Raw genomic sequence first — 13,295 nt, forward strand, 5'->3', positions numbered from 1 at the left:
GCGCCCCCGGCATACTTCCTACGCCGCGCCGGGAATGGCGCGGATCAGTCGTTCACGTAGTGAACCGTGACCGAGATCAGCTGACCCGGCGACGCCGGCGTCGCGGCGCCCGCGATCGTGCCGTAGACGTCGCTCTCGTACGGCGTCACGTACGTCTGACCTGCGTTCACGAGCGAGCCGGTCAGCGCCGACACGCCCTGCGCCGCGTTGATCGCGGTCGCCGCCGACAGACCGGCCGGCACCGCACCCGACTTGTCGCTCGTCTTGCGCACGCCGATCGCCAGCGTGGACGATGCCGTGCCCGCCGCGTTGTTTATCGTCACGCCCGTGATGCGCGAGCCGCCCGGAATGCGACCGAAGTAGATCGTGTCATTGATCGCGCCCGCGATGGACGTGACCTGTCCGAACATGATCCGCGATCGGCCGCCGGTTTCGTTCGGCTGCAGCTTCGCGTTCGGCGCGCCGAGCACCTTCGCCATCTGTACCGAGTTGGTTTCTGCCATGATGTGCTCCTGTTTCGTGTCGAGATCGATGCGGAGCGGCGCTCGGCGCCGCCCATCACATCACGCTCAGAACTGGTAGTCGATCGTGACGACCTTCTTCTCGTCGGTGCGCACGGCACCGTACGATTCGCCGATGTAGATCTGGATCGCGTTGCGCTTGTCGCGGCGCGGCCCGATGTCGATGTCGCGATTCAGGCCGATGCCGAACTGCGTCGACGACTTCGCGTATGCGCACGTGGTCTTCACCGTGCCGCTCGTCGCGAGTGCTTCGTACGGCACCCACGTGAAGCCGAGCCAGTGACCCGACAGCTTGCCGTCCTGCAGCATCTGCACAGCCATGAAGTCGGCCGACGTGAGCGTCGTGTCGCTCAGGATGTCCTCCAGCATTTCGGCGTCGTACAGCATGTACAGGTCTTCGCCGTTCTGCTCGTCGGCCTCGTTCTTGCGGAACAGCTTCTTCGCCGTGATCAGCTTCGCCTTCGTCATGCCGACGCCGCCGTCGAGGATCTTCTGCGAGGACGGCAGCGCGATCGAGCCGTACGGCAGCGCTTCCCCCGCGCGCGTGATCGACGTGCCGATCAGCGACTGGTAGATCACGGCGTCCTTCTTGCGGTTGAGCGCGGCCAGGCCGTTCTGCATGTACGTGCCCTGCGGGTTCGCCTTCAGCTTCGGCAGGTCGTACTTGTCGATCGGAGTCGACCAGTCTTTGTCCTGCATGAGAGCGACGCGCGTGTCGTTCGGGTTGTCGTTCCAGACGGTGTCCGACAGGCGCGACGTGACGTCGTTTGCCTCGGTCGCGCCCATGTTGTTCGCAGTGAAGCTGGAGCCCGTGACGTCGCCGTAGTTGCTGACGGTTGCCTGCAGCCGCGATTCCTTCTGCTGCGCGGCCATGATGTAGCCGTCGGCGAACTGCTGCACGAAGGCTTGGGTGATCGTTTCGTTGTTCGTGCTCATGGTGAGAGAACTCCCAAAAGGTTCGATGTCGTCTTTCCGCCTTCAGGGTGTTCCGCGTGTCGCGGGCCTGTTACGGGCTCACGTCGGCGAACGTGCGCTTCCGGGCTCATCGGGTGTTCCGCGCGCCACCGCGGGCCGAATGCGTTGCATCTTCGGCCGACGTGCCTGTCGGAATCCCGACCAAATCGAGCGCGCATAAAAAAGCCCCGCCGAAGCGGGGCAAGTTGTCTGCTGCAGTTTGTCGTCAGACGATCGGCGTGTTGCCATATTTGCGGTTGTAGAACGCGTCGATCCGCGCCCGCGTCGCCTTGTGGTCCGGGTGTTTCGGGTTCGTGTTCGCCTCGGAGATCATCAGCTTCTTCACATCGTCTTCGGACATGAAGCCGCCCGCGCTGCCGTTGGTCGGCGCGTCCTCGGCGAACTCCGGGCCGAGCGCAGCCATGATCCGGATGAACGTAGGATTGTTCGCGAGACCAGCCTTTTCGAGATCGTCGAACGACATGTCCGCGGCCTTCGCGACTGCGCTGCTTGCGCGGAACGCGAGGCCCACGTTCTTCTGGAACGTCGCATCGTCGCCCCACGTCTTGCGCAGGTCCGCCGTCGCCGATTCGCTGCTGTACTGCTGGCCGCCGGCCACGAGACCCGGGACGACCGAGAAGTATTTCGCCATGACGCCGTCGAACTGTTTCTGCGACAGCCCGAGCGCGTGCATGTCCGCGCGAAACTCGGTGAACAGCTTGTCGTTATTCAGGTCGCCGACCGCATCCTTGAACTGTTCCGGAATCGTCACCTGGTACTCGGCGGCGGCGGCCGGCGGCGCGCCACCGTCGACCATGCGTTTCGACAGCTCGCCGTAGCCGCCGGCCAGCTTCTGCGCGGACGCAGTGAGATCGAGCGCGCCGTCGGCGCCGTTCACGCGGTATTTCTCGGGCAGCCAGTCGAAGCCACCTGCGCCGGCCGCGGAAGCACCGCCAGCCGCGCCCGCTCCTGCACCCGCTCCTTCGCCGCCAGCGCCGGCCCCGGCCGCAAGCGCTGAACCGCCGCCGGAAGCTGATGCTCCGCCCCCACCTTCGCCGCCGGCCGCAGCAGCACCACCGCCTGCGCTACCGCCGTCGCCGCCGGCAGCATCCATCAGCACGAATTTCCTGAAGAACATGAGACCTCCGTTATGCCGCGGCCTTCACGGCGGTGAGCGCACCGGCCGATACGATCGCGGTGGCCGGGCTGTTGAGGGTTGCGTTTCCGGACGACGTCGTGCCGTCCGACTTCTGCAGCGTCATCGTGACGCCGTTCGCGACGATGGCATCGGTGGCGGCCAGCGTCACCACGCCGTTCGTCGCGGTCAGGTTGCGCGTGACCGTGCCTGCCGAGTTCTGCACGGTGACGGCACCGCTCGGCGCAAGCGCGGCCCATGCGCCCGCCGTCTTCTTGTAGACGACGAGCGTCACGGGATCGATCGTCACGTCGCCGTTCTCGCCGACCTGATCTTGCGGCTTGCCGCTGTAGTACGGCACGCCGTACGGTTTGTCGTCGGTGCGCGGCGCGCCGTAGGCGATCCAGCCGCTGCCGGTAAGTTGCGAGGTGCCGGACATGTCACTCTCCTTCGGGTTCTGCGCCGTTGGCGCGGTTGATCATTCGCAAAATGTGCTCGACGGTCTCGCGGCGGCCGAGGCGGAATGTGGTCTCGCGCTCGCCGTCCTGGCCGCCGGAAACGAACACGGCTCCGGTGAAGCGCCGCACGAGGTCGTCGAGCACGAGCGCGCCGACCGGGCTCTCGAAAACGACCCGATAGTCGTCCGGCGTCGCGCGCTGCTCGACGGGTGCCCCTTCGATCTGCGCTTTCATTGGTTCGCCACCATGCGGCCGGCGGCCGCGCTACCCATCGATTTCATGACGTCGCCCTGCACTTCCATGCCCATCTGCTGCTGCGCTTGCTGCGCGGCGGCCTGCTGCTTCTTCTGGCGGAACGTGGCGACGTCCTTGACCGGCCGCATGATCGCGTCCGGCACGCCGAGGTTCTTCGCGGTCTGGCGCACGGCTTCGTCGGTGTCGACGTTGTCGATCGCGCTCTGGTCGACCTGCGCAATCACGGTCAGGTCGCCCATCAGGCGCTCGATCGCGGAGACTTCCTCCAGCTTCTGTGCGCGTGCCAGCGGCGACTGGTACTGAACCGCAAAGTTCTGCCCGCCGAGCGACGGCGGCGGCGGCGGGAACACGCCGGCCCGGTATGCGAGGCCGAAGCAGCGCGCGATCAGCGGCTGCAGGTACTCGGCCTGCAGGCGGCCGTAGATCGGACCGAGCAGTTGCCGGATCAGGTCGACGCGCACATGCACTTCGGTCGCGGTCATGGCCGGGCCGTCCTGCGGCTGCAACTGGTCGGCCATCAGCGTCTTGCGAATCTGCCCCTGCAGTTTCTCGATGCGCGTCTCGGCGAGCTGGAAGTTCGATGACGGCTGCAGCGGCTTCATGCTGTCGACGCTGTTCGCGACGATCACCTTGCGCGGGCCGACCTTCACGGTGCGCGGATTCAGCACGCCGTCGTCCTCGGCGATCCACATGCCCGACACGGCGAGGTCGAGGTTCGCGTATTCGAGCTTGACGATGTCGTTGAGCGTGCGGATGTCGGGCAGCGCGTCGAGCAGCGGGCCGACGCCGTAGACGCTGTTCGGGATCTTCTTCCAGCGCGCGACCACGACCGGCATTTCGTGATAGCCCGACTCGCGGATGACGTACTTGTGGTTGCATGCGAACGTCACCGACGCGATCGGCATGTTCTTCGCGCGCAGCGCACCGACGATGTACACGTCGCGCGGGTAGATCGCCTGGCACAGGTCGATCAGCTCGTCGGGCTTCGTCTTCGCCTTGTCGATGATCTCGGGCGGCAGCGAGTCACCGCGCTGCTTGAAGTCGGTCACGCACTGCTCGGCGGTCAGCTGGTAGCAGCGGAACACGATGTCGACCGGGCCGCCCTGCTTCGATGCTGCGCAGTACACGCCGGCCATCGGCCAGTGCTCGAAGTACAAGCCGCCGGTGTCGCGGTTCTCGTCGACGTACAGCGCGAACCAGCCGGCCATGCAGTCGGCGATGCCGTCGGCCGCCTCGCTGTCGAAGTTCGCGCTGTGGATGTTCTGCCACAGCACTTCGCTTGCCTCATCGAGCCAGCGCTCGCCGTCGTCATCGGCCCCATTCACGGTCATCGTGAACCAGAGCGAGTTCGCAGGCGTCATGCCGGACATGATCGACGCCTCCAGCGTGCGTTTCGCATCGGTCGCCGTCGAGTCGAAGATCAGCGACACGGCCTGCGCGATCTGGTTCGCGTCCATCATCGGGCCGTCGAGCCCGGATGCACGCACCGGATCGGTGAGCATGAAGCAGTTGCGCCAGACCAGCTCGTGGATCTGGCGCTTCGACTTCAGGGTTTCGAGACGCTTCGCGAGGGTTTCGCCGAGGCTGTCGATCATGGCTTACTGGCCGAGAGAGGATTTCGCGGAAGCGAGGACGGACGACGAGCCGGTGCCGCCGGTGCCCGTGCCTGCGCCGGTCGACAGAAGGCTCTGCGACGCGCGCCGCTTCTTGTCGGCCGCCGCCTGTTCCTGTGCGGCCTGCGCTGCCTGCGCGTCAGCCGTACTGCCCGCATTCGATGCGGATGTCGTGGTCGAGGCAGAGGGAACGATGGAACCGCGGTTGCCGCCGCCGAAAAGGCTACCGATAGCGCCGAGGATGTCGCACATGTCCGCCCCCGTTACTTGAAGTTGCGCGGCAGTTCGCGCGGCTTCGACGGAACGATCCAGCCCTGCTGCGTGAGCACCGGGCCTGCGATTTCCATCGGGTCGATCTCGTCGCGGTGCGGAAGCTTGCGCTCGGCCGGCTTGCCAGTGGCGGCCATGCCTGCTGCAACTGCTGCAACTGCCTCGCGCTGCTCGCGGCGCGCGGTGACGGCGGCGAGAGCAGCCTTGCGCGCCGTCTCCTGCGACGGCAGTTCGCCGGCACCTGCGAGAGATTGCTCCAGTTCCTTGCGCTTTTTGCCGACCATGTCGTCGCGCACCTGCGGATCGACCGCAGCCCATTCCTCGGCCGACATACCGCTCGTTTCGAATGCGCCGATCACGATCTCGGCGAGCGGCACTTCGCGGCCGGCGATGGTCAGCACCGCGTCGGTGTCGGCACCGACGATGGGCGCGGGGCCGTCGTCGGTCGGCATGACTGCGGCCGCGCCGGGCACCTGCGTTGCGTAGGTTCGTTTGGTGGACATTCCTGCACCTCCATGGATGGTGCAGGCGAGTATCGGGCGCGCGGGGTGTCGGATTCCCGTCTATCGCAGGGATTCGGATACGGACGGCATGCGCTGAACGGTGGGCGCGTCGTCGGGCGCGTTTCCCGTGACCTGGGCCCATAGCTTCAGCAGCGTGACGCCCGCGTAGTGCTTCGGCTCGGCGCCGAGGTTGCGATAGCCGAGCAGGGTCGTGCGCGGGATCTGCGTGTACTGCGCGATCTCAGCGAGGGTGAAGTCGGCCCGCCGCACATCCTCAAGGACGCGGAACCAATCGACGGCGCGGGCGGGCTCGACTCGGGTCATGCGTTACAGGGCGTCCACGAAGGCGCGCAGGCGCGATTGCAGGTCGCCGAGCACGATAGCCTCGCCGGCTTCGAGCTTCTGCAGGATCGACTCGGCGTGCGGCTTCGCTTCCGTGGCCGAGTTGTACAGCCCCTGCCACTTGATGACGCGCTCCTGCTCGTCCATCACCTGTTGCTGGAGCGCGGCGATCCGCGAATTTGCAGCATCGAGTTCAGCGCGCAAGGCAGCCGCCGCGGTGTCGCCGCCTTGCGATGCATCCTGCGCAGACGATGCAATGTCGCTTGCGGATTGGCCGGCCGCAGGCGACGCAGCGACGTTTGGGTCGTCACCCGACGAGGATTGGGAATCCGCACTCGTCGAGGGCAACGACTCCCCCACTGCGGCCGCGCCAGCCTCCGTAGCTGCGGACGAAATAGCCGCGTTTTCGGCCGAATTACCGCCGGCCGAATTACCCGTCGAATCTGCGGCAATTTCGGCCGCTTCGGTGCTGCTCGGTGCTACGTTGATGTCGCTCATGCTGCTCTCCGTTGGTGCTGCTGGTTGTCGCGCCAGTCGAGGAACGGCAGGCGCAGGAAGTGGTGAAAGCGATCGATCGCGTGCGCGTCGGTCGCGAGTTCGCGGCGCGACTCGACCTTGCAGACGATGCGGATGAACTGCGCAGCCTGATCGACCGTGACCGGCTCGCCGTTGACGAAGCCGCCGACCCATTCGCGGAACAGCTGGTCGCGCGTCAGGTTGCAGGCGAGGTGGAAGGCGTTGAGGCGAGCGGCCATCAGTCGCACTCCCCGCCGTCGCTGTCGGCCTCGTTCAGGGGCGCCTGCAGGGCTACCACGGCGCGCAGCTCGCGCACCGCGTCAGCTGGCAAGTCGATGTCGTAGGGCTCGCGTGCGCCGAGGAATGGCTCGGCGGAAATACGGCTCAGAAACGGACTCGGGGTATCGAGAATGCCCGTGACGGCAGCGACGATGGCAGGGCTGAACAAGTCGACGATCATGTCGCACCTCACGTCAGATGACGCTGCGCCCACCGCGCGATCAGGATCGCGTCAGCGCGGCCGTCGTGTTTCGCCAGAGGGCAGAACGCCTGCCCGTACAGCTCGCGCGCGATGCGCAGGCTTTGGCGCTTCGTGTCCTCGGTCTCGGTGCGCTTGATGCCATAGAAGCCCTGCCACGTGCGCGGCGCGACGACTTCGACCGCGTAGCCCGTCAGCTCGCACACGGTCATGATCACGGCCTTCGTCGCTTCGAGCGATGCCATGGTCTGCACGGAGCCGCCCGCGAAGGTGTTCAGCGCCTCCATGACGACGATCACGCTGTCGCTCGCGGGGATCAGGTCGCGCAACGTGCGCTGCAGCACATGCGGGTCGACCTCGTTGCGCACCTTGCCAGTGCCCTGCTTCTTGCGCGTCGGCATGTCCGCGATGCGCAGTGCGCCATTGTGGTCGAGCGCGGCGAGCGCGCCGGAAATGCCCGGGTCGATTCCGAGGGTCAGCATGCGCCCTCCGGAAACGTCGGCAGCGGCATCCAATGCGACGGCACAAGCCCTACGGGGCGATTCGGCGTGAATGCGCACTCGATCCAACCGAGATCACGCAGCCACCATCCGATCACGATCGAGCTTGCTGTCGCGAGCCGGGCGCGCGCGAACAGAAGCATCGGCGTGCCGTCCAGAGGCGCAGTCTCGATCGGTTTCCAGTCACCATGACCTTTGCATGCCCCCATCCCGTTCAGCGCATGCACCGTAGCGCGTATGCAGTTCTCTGCGAAATCCTCGATCGACAATTGACGCCCCGCCAGTCGTTCGCGTCTCGCAATTCCGGCAGAAGCAACCGCGACTGCAGCGACCGTCTCGTCGCTCAAATGCGCGCACGCGTGCGCGTCGTTCGTGTGCACCGTGCTCATCGCGTCCTCCCGAACGCCGTGTACACGCGGAAGAAACCATCGGGATAGCCGCGGTGGTAGTCGTTGCGCGAGACACGCGCGCGGAATCCGCGCTCAAGGCGGAAGTGGTAAATCCCGATCCGGATGTTGAACAGGTCATTGCTCATCGTGGGCTCCAATCTCGTACTGCTTGCCGACCTCGCGCGTCAGCTCGATCAGCTGGTTCTCCGCCGCGAGGATGTCGGCGTAGCTGCCGCCAGTGCGGCGCAGCAGCTTCACGCGGTCGACGATCGCGGCGTGTTGGTTGAGGACGGACGTGACGGCGATGCTGCTCGCCGACGAGCCGCGGAAGTGGCAGCAGCAGAACCACTTTCCGGACACGCCGAACGAGCCGAGCATCGGGCAGCCCTGGGCCGCGCAGGTTTCGCCGGTCACGCCGTCCATGCTCATGCGTGCGCCGTGAGGTATTCGGCGACGCGTGCGGCGGCGAGATCCTTCGCATCGGCCGTTGCGGCGGCGTCGCGTGCGGCGTGCGCTGCGCGGATACGGTCGAGCTTCTCGCGCGCGCTCGGGATGCCGCCGACCAGCGCGCGCAGGCGAGCTAGGTTGCTCTCGGCCACCTTCGCATCGAACGAATCGACGGGCGCGGCGAGCGCCGGAACGATCGCCTGCGCGTGCGTCAGAGCCAGGCGCCCAGAGCGCACGGCCTCGGTCACGACGGCTTCGCGCAGGTCCGGATCGTGGCCGAGCGACGTGATCCACTGCGCCGGCCGGCACTCCGCGCGGGCGCGCTCGACGGTGCGTTCGTACGCGGCCTTGAACGCCATGCGCGCGCCGACCTCATCACCGCCTTCGAGCACGGGCAGCGCGATCGCGAATGCCTCGGCGCATTCCTGCGTCCACACGACGGTGTCGCGCTCGTCGCGGCTGCGCAGCGCGATCGCCCACGCCTCGTTGGCGTCGGGCCGGCCGTCGGATTCGCGCGGCAGGTGCTTCAGCAACGCGGCGGGCGTCGGCGCGAACTCGCTCATCGCGACGTGGCACGAGATCGCACGCAGCACCGCGTCGAGCGGATACGGTTCGAGCTGCTTCCAGAAAACGCCCATGACGTCGGGCTCGGGCAGCGGCTGGCGCGCGGTCTTGTGCGCGAGCTTCAGCGCGTCGACGAAGGTGCGTTTGTCGTTCGGGGTCATGGGTCAGGGCTCCATGTCGATGACGGTGGGATCGGGTTCGGCGTGGCCGTTCAACCACGCTTCGGCGTTGCGGTCGCTGATCGCGTTGCGCTGTTCGGCGGCGCTCTGGCGCGCGGGTCGCGCGTTGCCGCCGCCGGGCCGCGGCGGTTGCGCAGCGTCGGCATGCCAGCGCGTCGCGATCGACAGCACGTAGGCCGGCGGGATGCGCTCGTTCGGCTTCGAGGTTTTCGCCTCGACGCATGCAGCGCGGATCGTTTCCGGCGTCACGCCGCGCTCGGCGGCGGCGATGATGCGCGGGTCGTGCGGGGATGCCTCGATCGAGTGCTCACGCATCGCAGCGGACAGTTCGCCGGGTTTCACGCGCTCGCGTGCGAGGGTGTCGGCATAACGCGCGCTGTGTTCCCCCTGTGGTTTCTGGCTTATGGTTTCTGGAGTCTGGCTGTTGGTAGCCGTAACGTTATGCGTAACGCCCGTTATGCCATCCGTAACGCGTGACGCTTCAGGCGTAACGCGTGACGTCTCAGTTGCGCGTAACAGTGCGTCGTGCAATTCGTCCATCGAGGCGTCGAAACGCATCGTCACGCCGAGATCACGGAGACGGTCGAACATCGCCTTGCGCCGCTCGCGGTACTGCTTCTGGCGCATCGCCTTGCCGGAACGCGGAGCTTCTCCATCGCCCTCCTGCTGGCCGCCTGCGGCGTGAATCTCGCGCTCGCAGCGCTGCTGCACCCATGTCCCGTCGACAAGCTCGAAGAACTCGCCGAGCACGACCTTCAGCGCGGACAGCTCGTCGCGCGCGCGGGCGCCGATCAGGCGCGCTGCCTGGTCATCTGGAATCCCGGCCTCGCGCGTGTAGTACACGTCGAGCAGCCGCGTGTAGACGCCGTGTTCGAGCAGCGACAGGTGCGCGGTGTCCTTCAGGTAGTCGCCGATGTGGCGCTTGTAGAAGTTCATGGCGCGCCCTCGTCATCCGTCCCCGACTGTCCCGCTTTGGGCCGCGTCTCGAACTCGATCACGGCCGGGTGCATCACGCCGTATGCGCTCTTGAGCACGTGGTAGCCGAGGTAATCGGGCGTCGACACGCCCTGCTTCGCCGCTTGCGTCGCAAGGTCAGCCGCTGCGGCCAGCGGCAGCAGCACCGGCTGCTCTACGCGGTCGCCGCTCATGCGCGCACCTGCGGGCCGATCTGTCCCACACCGGCACTGACGGCCACGAGCTGCGCCGGCAAAGTTCCGACTGCGCCGAACAGCATCAGCTCGGTGAGCCGCGCCAGCGCAGCCGAATCGCTATCGATGCCGTGCAGAGCCTTCCACGTCTGCAATGCCTCGTACGCGGCGTCGCGCAGGCGCGTCTTGACCTCGTTCCGGTACTCGGCCCGGGTCGCCTTCGTGGTTTTCATGCGGCCACCTGGGCGGGTTCGGGTTCGTTCACGCGAGCGCAGTCGGCCGGCGTGACGAGCCCGTTGGTAATGGTCTGGATCTGCAGCGCCTGGTCGAGCGTGATGCTCGTGCGGCCGCGGAACCACTGGCTGACCTGGGACTGGCTGACAGGCGGGTTGAGCATCGCGCCGAGCGCGCCCTGAGTGAGCTTGTGCTCGCGCATGTACGCATCGAGTCGCATAGCGCCTCCGTAGTAGCAATGCTCCTATTGTAACTAAGAAGCGATGCTTTTCAAGTGTCCCGTAAGAAAAGTAGCCGCGCTAATAGAATCGGATCATGGAAAAGAACCCCAAGCGCCGCGAACTCACGGCGAATGAACTGCAGGATGTAGCGCGGCTGAAGGCCGCGTGGCTGGCGTACAAGGATCGCAACGAAGGTGCGACGCAGGAATGGCTCGGACGCGAGACCGGTATCGGGTCTCAGGGTGCCGTGGGCCAGTATCTGCGCGGCGTTATCCCGCTGAATCTGCCGGCTCTGCTGTCGTTCGCCCGCGTGCTTGGGGTCAAGCCGTCCGACATCAGCCCGACGCTCGCGAGCCTCGTGCGCGCGAGCGACGAGTCGCCGGGCACTCCCATCATTCCAATCGAAAGCGGCGCCGAGACGCCCGACGGCTACGTGGCAATTCCCCGATACAACCTCCAGTGCGAGGCCGGCAACGGCCATATCCAATGGGAAATCGAACGAGAGAGCGAACCGCATACGTACTCTCTACGGTTCCTCCGAGAAATGGGTATCAAGCCCGAGAACGCGCGGCGCGTGAAGATCGTCGGCGACAGCATGGAGCCGCACCTATACGACGGCGAGTCGGTTCTGATCGACTGCGCCGACGTCGCGATCCGTGACGGCAAGGTCTACGCTCTGCGGTATGGCGACGGCTTCCGCGTGAAGCGCATTCTGAAGAAGTACGATGGGTCGCTTGTGCTGGTGAGCGACAACAAGAAATACCCAGAAGAAACCATCAGCGCCGAGCAGGCGGCGCAGTTCATAACCATTCTCGGCCGCGTGCGCGATCGCAGCGGATCGGGCGGACTGGAGTAGACCATGCGCACACGCTACAAGGCGGCCGCTGCCGCGTTCCTTTTCGCGACGACGATCGGCGCACACGCCGAAATCACGACCGGCGCGAAGCTGCAGGAGTGGCTGTCGTCCAACGACGGTGCTCTGCACCTGGCTGCGACCATGTATATCGTCGGCGTCCTCGATGATGACGGCGTGCTGCAGGCAGCCGAAATGAAGGGGCTCATGAAGCCAGATCAAGCACCGCGCCACCTCTGCGCATCGGGCAAAGCAAAGGGGCCCGAGCTGCAGCAGTCCGTCGTCCGCATGCTCAACGAGCGGCCGGAGCTGAAGCGGATGCCGGCCGTGCTCGCGGTGCGCGCGGCGCTCGCGCGCGACTATCCCTGCAGCTGACCGATGCGTGCGCTCGCCTTCCACATTGGTTCGTTCGTAATCTTTGCGGTCCTAATAGCCGCGTCCGGTTACACAAGCGTCTGGATCGGCCGAAAGACCGGGCGATGGTGGATCGGCCTGATCTGTTTTTTCGCGCTGTTCTACGGCAGCACGACCTATCTCGCGTTTGATGGATTGCCGCTGCCGAGCGGCGAATACGGCGAAGACTGACCCAATAGCCCGCAATCGCGGGCTTTCTTTTTCCCACAAATAGTAGCAATGCTCTTGACATTAAAAGCAGCGCTGCTACTATAGCCTCCAGAAGCAACGCTTTTAGAGAGGCCACCATGCTCCACCACCACCCGATCACCCCGCGCGCGCTGCCGTCGGCTGCTGACGTCTTCGCGTTCGAGCTGAAGCAGCGAATCTTGGCGAACGGCGCACGTCTGGCCGTCGCGTTCGACGACAGCGGCGCGCGCATGCAGAACGCGATGTGCCGTGAGTTGTTCGACGCGACGGGAGAGGTTTTCGCTGCCGGTTCGTTCGTACGCGTGGGTGGCTGAAATGCTGCGCCACCAACCCCTCACCACAATCACCCCGCGGCGCATCGCGGCCCTGCACGAGTATCGCGTCGACCACGAGATCGCGCGCGATGAGGCTATTGCCGAAGCGATGGAAGCCGCGCGCGACCGCGGCACCGAGATCGCAGTCGCAGAGCTGATTGCAGCTGCACGCCGTACGGCGAAGGCGCTGGAAAACGAGCCGGCCGAAACGCGCGCGCGCATCTTCGTCGCGCACTTCTGCGGTTCGATCCAGCCCGGCTTTCTTGATCTCGCGAAAGAGATCGCCGCGGCGGCCGGCATGGCCCATCTCTACGCGGACGGTGAGTGACATGACCACCACCCGCCTCCTGATCGGCGCCGTTGCGCTGCTGATCCTCGCCGCTGTCGTGATCGTGCGCGCAATCGCACGCGTGAATCGCGACGACCACCACCGCGGCTGAGCCGCGCACCACACCGAGGGACCATATGAATACCACGAAGCATACGGGCGGCCCCGCGTTTCCGTCCACCACGAAGACGTACATCGCCGATGACGGCGACACGATGCACCAAGGCGCGAACGGCATGACGCTCCGCGACTACTTCGCGGCGAAGGCGATGCAGGGCATGTGCGCGCAACCCGACACGTGGGGCCTAATGGTTCCGCAGATCGCCGAGCGCGCGTACGTGATGGCTGACGCCATGCTCCGCGCACGAGGTGCGGCATGAACGAGATCAAGCACACGCCGGGGCCGTGGGAAACGAACGGCCTGCGCATCTGGGCGAAGGTGATGTTCAGTGATTCGCAAGCGCTCGAAC

Annotated in this window: 27 protein-coding genes; 6 read left to right on the forward strand and 21 right to left on the reverse strand. The window is 65.9% G+C overall.

Going from position 1 to position 13,295, the window contains the following annotated elements:
* Window positions 1–44: 44 nt before the first annotated feature.
* The 21 genes from DFS13_RS37125 to DFS13_RS37220 all read right to left on the reverse strand — a co-directional run bounded on the left by DFS13_RS37125 (window position 45) and on the right by DFS13_RS37220 (window position 10,726).
* On the reverse strand, window positions 45–503 hold the full coding sequence (locus DFS13_RS37125; RefSeq protein ID WP_241308606.1) for a hypothetical protein: 459 nt from the start codon (window positions 501–503) through the stop codon (window positions 45–47).
* A gap of 66 nt (window positions 504–569) precedes the next feature.
* Window positions 570–1,457, reverse strand: a complete 888-nt coding sequence (locus DFS13_RS37130) for a phage capsid protein (protein WP_111442830.1) — start codon at window positions 1,455–1,457, stop codon at window positions 570–572.
* A gap of 244 nt (window positions 1,458–1,701) precedes the next feature.
* A complete protein-coding gene (locus DFS13_RS37135; protein ID WP_111442831.1) occupies window positions 1,702–2,613 on the reverse strand; it encodes a hypothetical protein in 912 nt (303 codons plus the stop codon).
* A 10-nt stretch (window positions 2,614–2,623) separates the two neighbouring features.
* Entirely contained in the window at window positions 2,624–3,049 is a 426-nt protein-coding gene (locus tag DFS13_RS41020; protein WP_226287442.1) for a hypothetical protein, read from the reverse strand.
* A gap of 1 nt (window position 3,050) precedes the next feature.
* Entirely contained in the window at window positions 3,051–3,302 is a 252-nt protein-coding gene (locus DFS13_RS37145) for a hypothetical protein (protein ID WP_089460720.1), read from the reverse strand.
* Complete coding sequence (locus tag DFS13_RS37150) at window positions 3,299–4,918, reverse strand: portal protein (RefSeq protein WP_111442832.1); 1,620 nt, start codon at window positions 4,916–4,918, stop codon at window positions 3,299–3,301. The genes DFS13_RS37145 and DFS13_RS37150 overlap by 4 nt, the downstream gene beginning before the upstream one ends.
* A gap of 3 nt (window positions 4,919–4,921) precedes the next feature.
* Window positions 4,922–5,188 (reverse strand): hypothetical protein, encoded by a 267-nt coding sequence (locus tag DFS13_RS37155; protein WP_111442833.1) that lies wholly within the window; start codon window positions 5,186–5,188, stop codon window positions 4,922–4,924.
* Window positions 5,189–5,199: 11 nt separating this feature from the next.
* Window positions 5,200–5,709: a hypothetical protein gene (locus DFS13_RS37160; RefSeq protein WP_111442834.1), complete on the reverse strand. Its 510-nt coding sequence runs from the start codon at window positions 5,707–5,709 to the stop codon at window positions 5,200–5,202.
* Window positions 5,710–5,769: 60 nt separating this feature from the next.
* Window positions 5,770–6,033, reverse strand: coding sequence for a hypothetical protein (locus DFS13_RS37165; RefSeq protein ID WP_089460716.1), 264 nt, complete (start codon window positions 6,031–6,033; stop codon window positions 5,770–5,772).
* A 3-nt stretch (window positions 6,034–6,036) separates the two neighbouring features.
* Window positions 6,037–6,549: a hypothetical protein gene (locus tag DFS13_RS40075; protein WP_134163164.1), complete on the reverse strand. Its 513-nt coding sequence runs from the start codon at window positions 6,547–6,549 to the stop codon at window positions 6,037–6,039.
* Window positions 6,546–6,806: a hypothetical protein gene (locus DFS13_RS37175; protein WP_111442835.1), complete on the reverse strand. Its 261-nt coding sequence runs from the start codon at window positions 6,804–6,806 to the stop codon at window positions 6,546–6,548. Before DFS13_RS37175 ends, DFS13_RS40075 begins: the two co-directional genes overlap by 4 nt.
* Window positions 6,806–7,027: a hypothetical protein gene (locus tag DFS13_RS37180; protein ID WP_134163163.1), complete on the reverse strand. Its 222-nt coding sequence runs from the start codon at window positions 7,025–7,027 to the stop codon at window positions 6,806–6,808. The genes DFS13_RS37175 and DFS13_RS37180 overlap by 1 nt, the downstream gene beginning before the upstream one ends.
* Before the next feature lie 8 nt (window positions 7,028–7,035).
* Window positions 7,036–7,527, reverse strand: a complete 492-nt coding sequence (locus DFS13_RS37185; RefSeq protein ID WP_111442837.1) for a hypothetical protein — start codon at window positions 7,525–7,527, stop codon at window positions 7,036–7,038.
* Window positions 7,521–7,934 carry a hypothetical protein gene (locus tag DFS13_RS37190; RefSeq protein ID WP_111442838.1) on the reverse strand — a complete coding sequence of 138 codons (414 nt, stop codon included), beginning with the start codon at window positions 7,932–7,934 and terminating at the stop codon, window positions 7,521–7,523. The genes DFS13_RS37185 and DFS13_RS37190 overlap by 7 nt, the downstream gene beginning before the upstream one ends.
* Entirely contained in the window at window positions 7,931–8,080 is a 150-nt protein-coding gene (locus tag DFS13_RS40510) for a hypothetical protein (RefSeq protein ID WP_166677926.1), read from the reverse strand. The genes DFS13_RS37190 and DFS13_RS40510 overlap by 4 nt, the downstream gene beginning before the upstream one ends.
* Window positions 8,070–8,363: a hypothetical protein gene (locus tag DFS13_RS37195; protein ID WP_134163162.1), complete on the reverse strand. Its 294-nt coding sequence runs from the start codon at window positions 8,361–8,363 to the stop codon at window positions 8,070–8,072. The genes DFS13_RS40510 and DFS13_RS37195 overlap by 11 nt, the downstream gene beginning before the upstream one ends.
* Complete coding sequence (locus DFS13_RS37200) at window positions 8,360–9,106, reverse strand: hypothetical protein (RefSeq protein ID WP_111442840.1); 747 nt, start codon at window positions 9,104–9,106, stop codon at window positions 8,360–8,362. Before DFS13_RS37200 ends, DFS13_RS37195 begins: the two co-directional genes overlap by 4 nt.
* Window positions 9,107–9,109: 3 nt before the next feature.
* A complete protein-coding gene (locus DFS13_RS41025; RefSeq protein ID WP_241308607.1) occupies window positions 9,110–10,060 on the reverse strand; it encodes a YdaU family protein in 951 nt (316 codons plus the stop codon).
* Window positions 10,057–10,272 (reverse strand): hypothetical protein, encoded by a 216-nt coding sequence (locus DFS13_RS37210; protein WP_111442841.1) that lies wholly within the window; start codon window positions 10,270–10,272, stop codon window positions 10,057–10,059. The genes DFS13_RS41025 and DFS13_RS37210 overlap by 4 nt, the downstream gene beginning before the upstream one ends.
* Window positions 10,269–10,505, reverse strand: a complete 237-nt coding sequence (locus DFS13_RS37215; RefSeq protein ID WP_089460709.1) for a hypothetical protein — start codon at window positions 10,503–10,505, stop codon at window positions 10,269–10,271. The genes DFS13_RS37210 and DFS13_RS37215 overlap by 4 nt, the downstream gene beginning before the upstream one ends.
* Window positions 10,502–10,726 (reverse strand): helix-turn-helix transcriptional regulator, encoded by a 225-nt coding sequence (locus DFS13_RS37220; protein WP_089460708.1) that lies wholly within the window; start codon window positions 10,724–10,726, stop codon window positions 10,502–10,504. The genes DFS13_RS37215 and DFS13_RS37220 overlap by 4 nt, the downstream gene beginning before the upstream one ends.
* A gap of 95 nt (window positions 10,727–10,821) precedes the next feature.
* Between DFS13_RS37220 and DFS13_RS37225 the strand changes: the two genes are divergently transcribed.
* From DFS13_RS37225 to DFS13_RS37250, 6 genes are all read left to right on the forward strand, one after another.
* Entirely contained in the window at window positions 10,822–11,583 is a 762-nt protein-coding gene (locus DFS13_RS37225) for a LexA family transcriptional regulator (protein WP_089460707.1), read from the forward strand.
* A gap of 3 nt (window positions 11,584–11,586) precedes the next feature.
* A complete protein-coding gene (locus tag DFS13_RS37230) occupies window positions 11,587–11,955 on the forward strand; it encodes a Rap1a/Tai family immunity protein (protein WP_111442842.1) in 369 nt (122 codons plus the stop codon).
* Between the two features lie 3 nt (window positions 11,956–11,958).
* Window positions 11,959–12,165: a hypothetical protein gene (locus DFS13_RS37235; protein ID WP_111442843.1), complete on the forward strand. Its 207-nt coding sequence runs from the start codon at window positions 11,959–11,961 to the stop codon at window positions 12,163–12,165.
* Window positions 12,166–12,281: 116 nt separating this feature from the next.
* A complete protein-coding gene (locus tag DFS13_RS37240; protein WP_089460704.1) occupies window positions 12,282–12,497 on the forward strand; it encodes a hypothetical protein in 216 nt (71 codons plus the stop codon).
* A gap of 1 nt (window position 12,498) precedes the next feature.
* Window positions 12,499–12,825: a hypothetical protein gene (locus tag DFS13_RS37245; RefSeq protein WP_089460703.1), complete on the forward strand. Its 327-nt coding sequence runs from the start codon at window positions 12,499–12,501 to the stop codon at window positions 12,823–12,825.
* A gap of 137 nt (window positions 12,826–12,962) precedes the next feature.
* Window positions 12,963–13,205 (forward strand): hypothetical protein, encoded by a 243-nt coding sequence (locus DFS13_RS37250; RefSeq protein ID WP_111442844.1) that lies wholly within the window; start codon window positions 12,963–12,965, stop codon window positions 13,203–13,205.
* Window positions 13,206–13,295 lie beyond the last annotated feature (90 nt).

This window comes from Burkholderia sp. 28_3 (assembly GCF_003253915.1).
In the GTDB taxonomy this organism is placed as follows: Bacteria; Pseudomonadota; Gammaproteobacteria; order Burkholderiales; family Burkholderiaceae; genus Burkholderia; species Burkholderia cenocepacia.

Excerpts from the sequence above, each read along its gene's own strand:
- DFS13_RS37130 (WP_111442830.1), bottom strand. The coding sequence starts at position 1,457 with ATGAGCACGAACAACGAAACGATCACCCAAGCCTTCGTGCAGCAGTTC.
- DFS13_RS37200 (WP_111442840.1), bottom strand. The coding sequence starts at position 9,106 with ATGACCCCGAACGACAAACGCACCTTCGTCGACGCGCTGAAGCTCGCG.
- DFS13_RS37195 (WP_134163162.1), bottom strand. The coding sequence starts at position 8,363 with ATGAGCATGGACGGCGTGACCGGCGAAACCTGCGCGGCCCAGGGCTGC.
- DFS13_RS37145 (WP_089460720.1), bottom strand. The coding sequence starts at position 3,302 with ATGAAAGCGCAGATCGAAGGGGCACCCGTCGAGCAGCGCGCGACGCCG.
- DFS13_RS37155 (WP_111442833.1), bottom strand. The coding sequence starts at position 5,188 with ATGTGCGACATCCTCGGCGCTATCGGTAGCCTTTTCGGCGGCGGCAAC.
- DFS13_RS40075 (WP_134163164.1), bottom strand. The coding sequence starts at position 6,549 with ATGAGCGACATCAACGTAGCACCGAGCAGCACCGAAGCGGCCGAAATT.
- DFS13_RS37225 (WP_089460707.1), top strand. The coding sequence starts at position 10,822 with ATGGAAAAGAACCCCAAGCGCCGCGAACTCACGGCGAATGAACTGCAG.
- DFS13_RS37185 (WP_111442837.1), bottom strand. The coding sequence starts at position 7,527 with ATGCTGACCCTCGGAATCGACCCGGGCATTTCCGGCGCGCTCGCCGCG.
- DFS13_RS37160 (WP_111442834.1), bottom strand. The coding sequence starts at position 5,709 with ATGTCCACCAAACGAACCTACGCAACGCAGGTGCCCGGCGCGGCCGCA.
- DFS13_RS40510 (WP_166677926.1), bottom strand. The coding sequence starts at position 8,080 with ATGAGCAATGACCTGTTCAACATCCGGATCGGGATTTACCACTTCCGC.
- DFS13_RS37210 (WP_111442841.1), bottom strand. The coding sequence starts at position 10,272 with ATGAGCGGCGACCGCGTAGAGCAGCCGGTGCTGCTGCCGCTGGCCGCA.
- DFS13_RS37175 (WP_111442835.1), bottom strand. The coding sequence starts at position 6,806 with ATGGCCGCTCGCCTCAACGCCTTCCACCTCGCCTGCAACCTGACGCGC.
- DFS13_RS37245 (WP_089460703.1), top strand. The coding sequence starts at position 12,499 with ATGCTGCGCCACCAACCCCTCACCACAATCACCCCGCGGCGCATCGCG.
- DFS13_RS37235 (WP_111442843.1), top strand. The coding sequence starts at position 11,959 with ATGCGTGCGCTCGCCTTCCACATTGGTTCGTTCGTAATCTTTGCGGTC.
- DFS13_RS41020 (WP_226287442.1), bottom strand. The coding sequence starts at position 3,049 with ATGTCCGGCACCTCGCAACTTACCGGCAGCGGCTGGATCGCCTACGGC.
- DFS13_RS37135 (WP_111442831.1), bottom strand. The coding sequence starts at position 2,613 with ATGTTCTTCAGGAAATTCGTGCTGATGGATGCTGCCGGCGGCGACGGC.
- DFS13_RS37190 (WP_111442838.1), bottom strand. The coding sequence starts at position 7,934 with ATGAGCACGGTGCACACGAACGACGCGCACGCGTGCGCGCATTTGAGC.
- DFS13_RS37220 (WP_089460708.1), bottom strand. The coding sequence starts at position 10,726 with ATGCGACTCGATGCGTACATGCGCGAGCACAAGCTCACTCAGGGCGCG.
- DFS13_RS37215 (WP_089460709.1), bottom strand. The coding sequence starts at position 10,505 with ATGAAAACCACGAAGGCGACCCGGGCCGAGTACCGGAACGAGGTCAAG.
- DFS13_RS37150 (WP_111442832.1), bottom strand. The coding sequence starts at position 4,918 with ATGATCGACAGCCTCGGCGAAACCCTCGCGAAGCGTCTCGAAACCCTG.
- DFS13_RS37240 (WP_089460704.1), top strand. The coding sequence starts at position 12,282 with ATGCTCCACCACCACCCGATCACCCCGCGCGCGCTGCCGTCGGCTGCT.
- DFS13_RS37125 (WP_241308606.1), bottom strand. The coding sequence starts at position 503 with ATGGCAGAAACCAACTCGGTACAGATGGCGAAGGTGCTCGGCGCGCCG.
- DFS13_RS37165 (WP_089460716.1), bottom strand. The coding sequence starts at position 6,033 with ATGACCCGAGTCGAGCCCGCCCGCGCCGTCGATTGGTTCCGCGTCCTT.
- DFS13_RS37180 (WP_134163163.1), bottom strand. The coding sequence starts at position 7,027 with ATGATCGTCGACTTGTTCAGCCCTGCCATCGTCGCTGCCGTCACGGGC.
- DFS13_RS37230 (WP_111442842.1), top strand. The coding sequence starts at position 11,587 with ATGCGCACACGCTACAAGGCGGCCGCTGCCGCGTTCCTTTTCGCGACG.
- DFS13_RS37250 (WP_111442844.1), top strand. The coding sequence starts at position 12,963 with ATGAATACCACGAAGCATACGGGCGGCCCCGCGTTTCCGTCCACCACG.
- DFS13_RS41025 (WP_241308607.1), bottom strand. The coding sequence starts at position 10,060 with ATGAACTTCTACAAGCGCCACATCGGCGACTACCTGAAGGACACCGCG.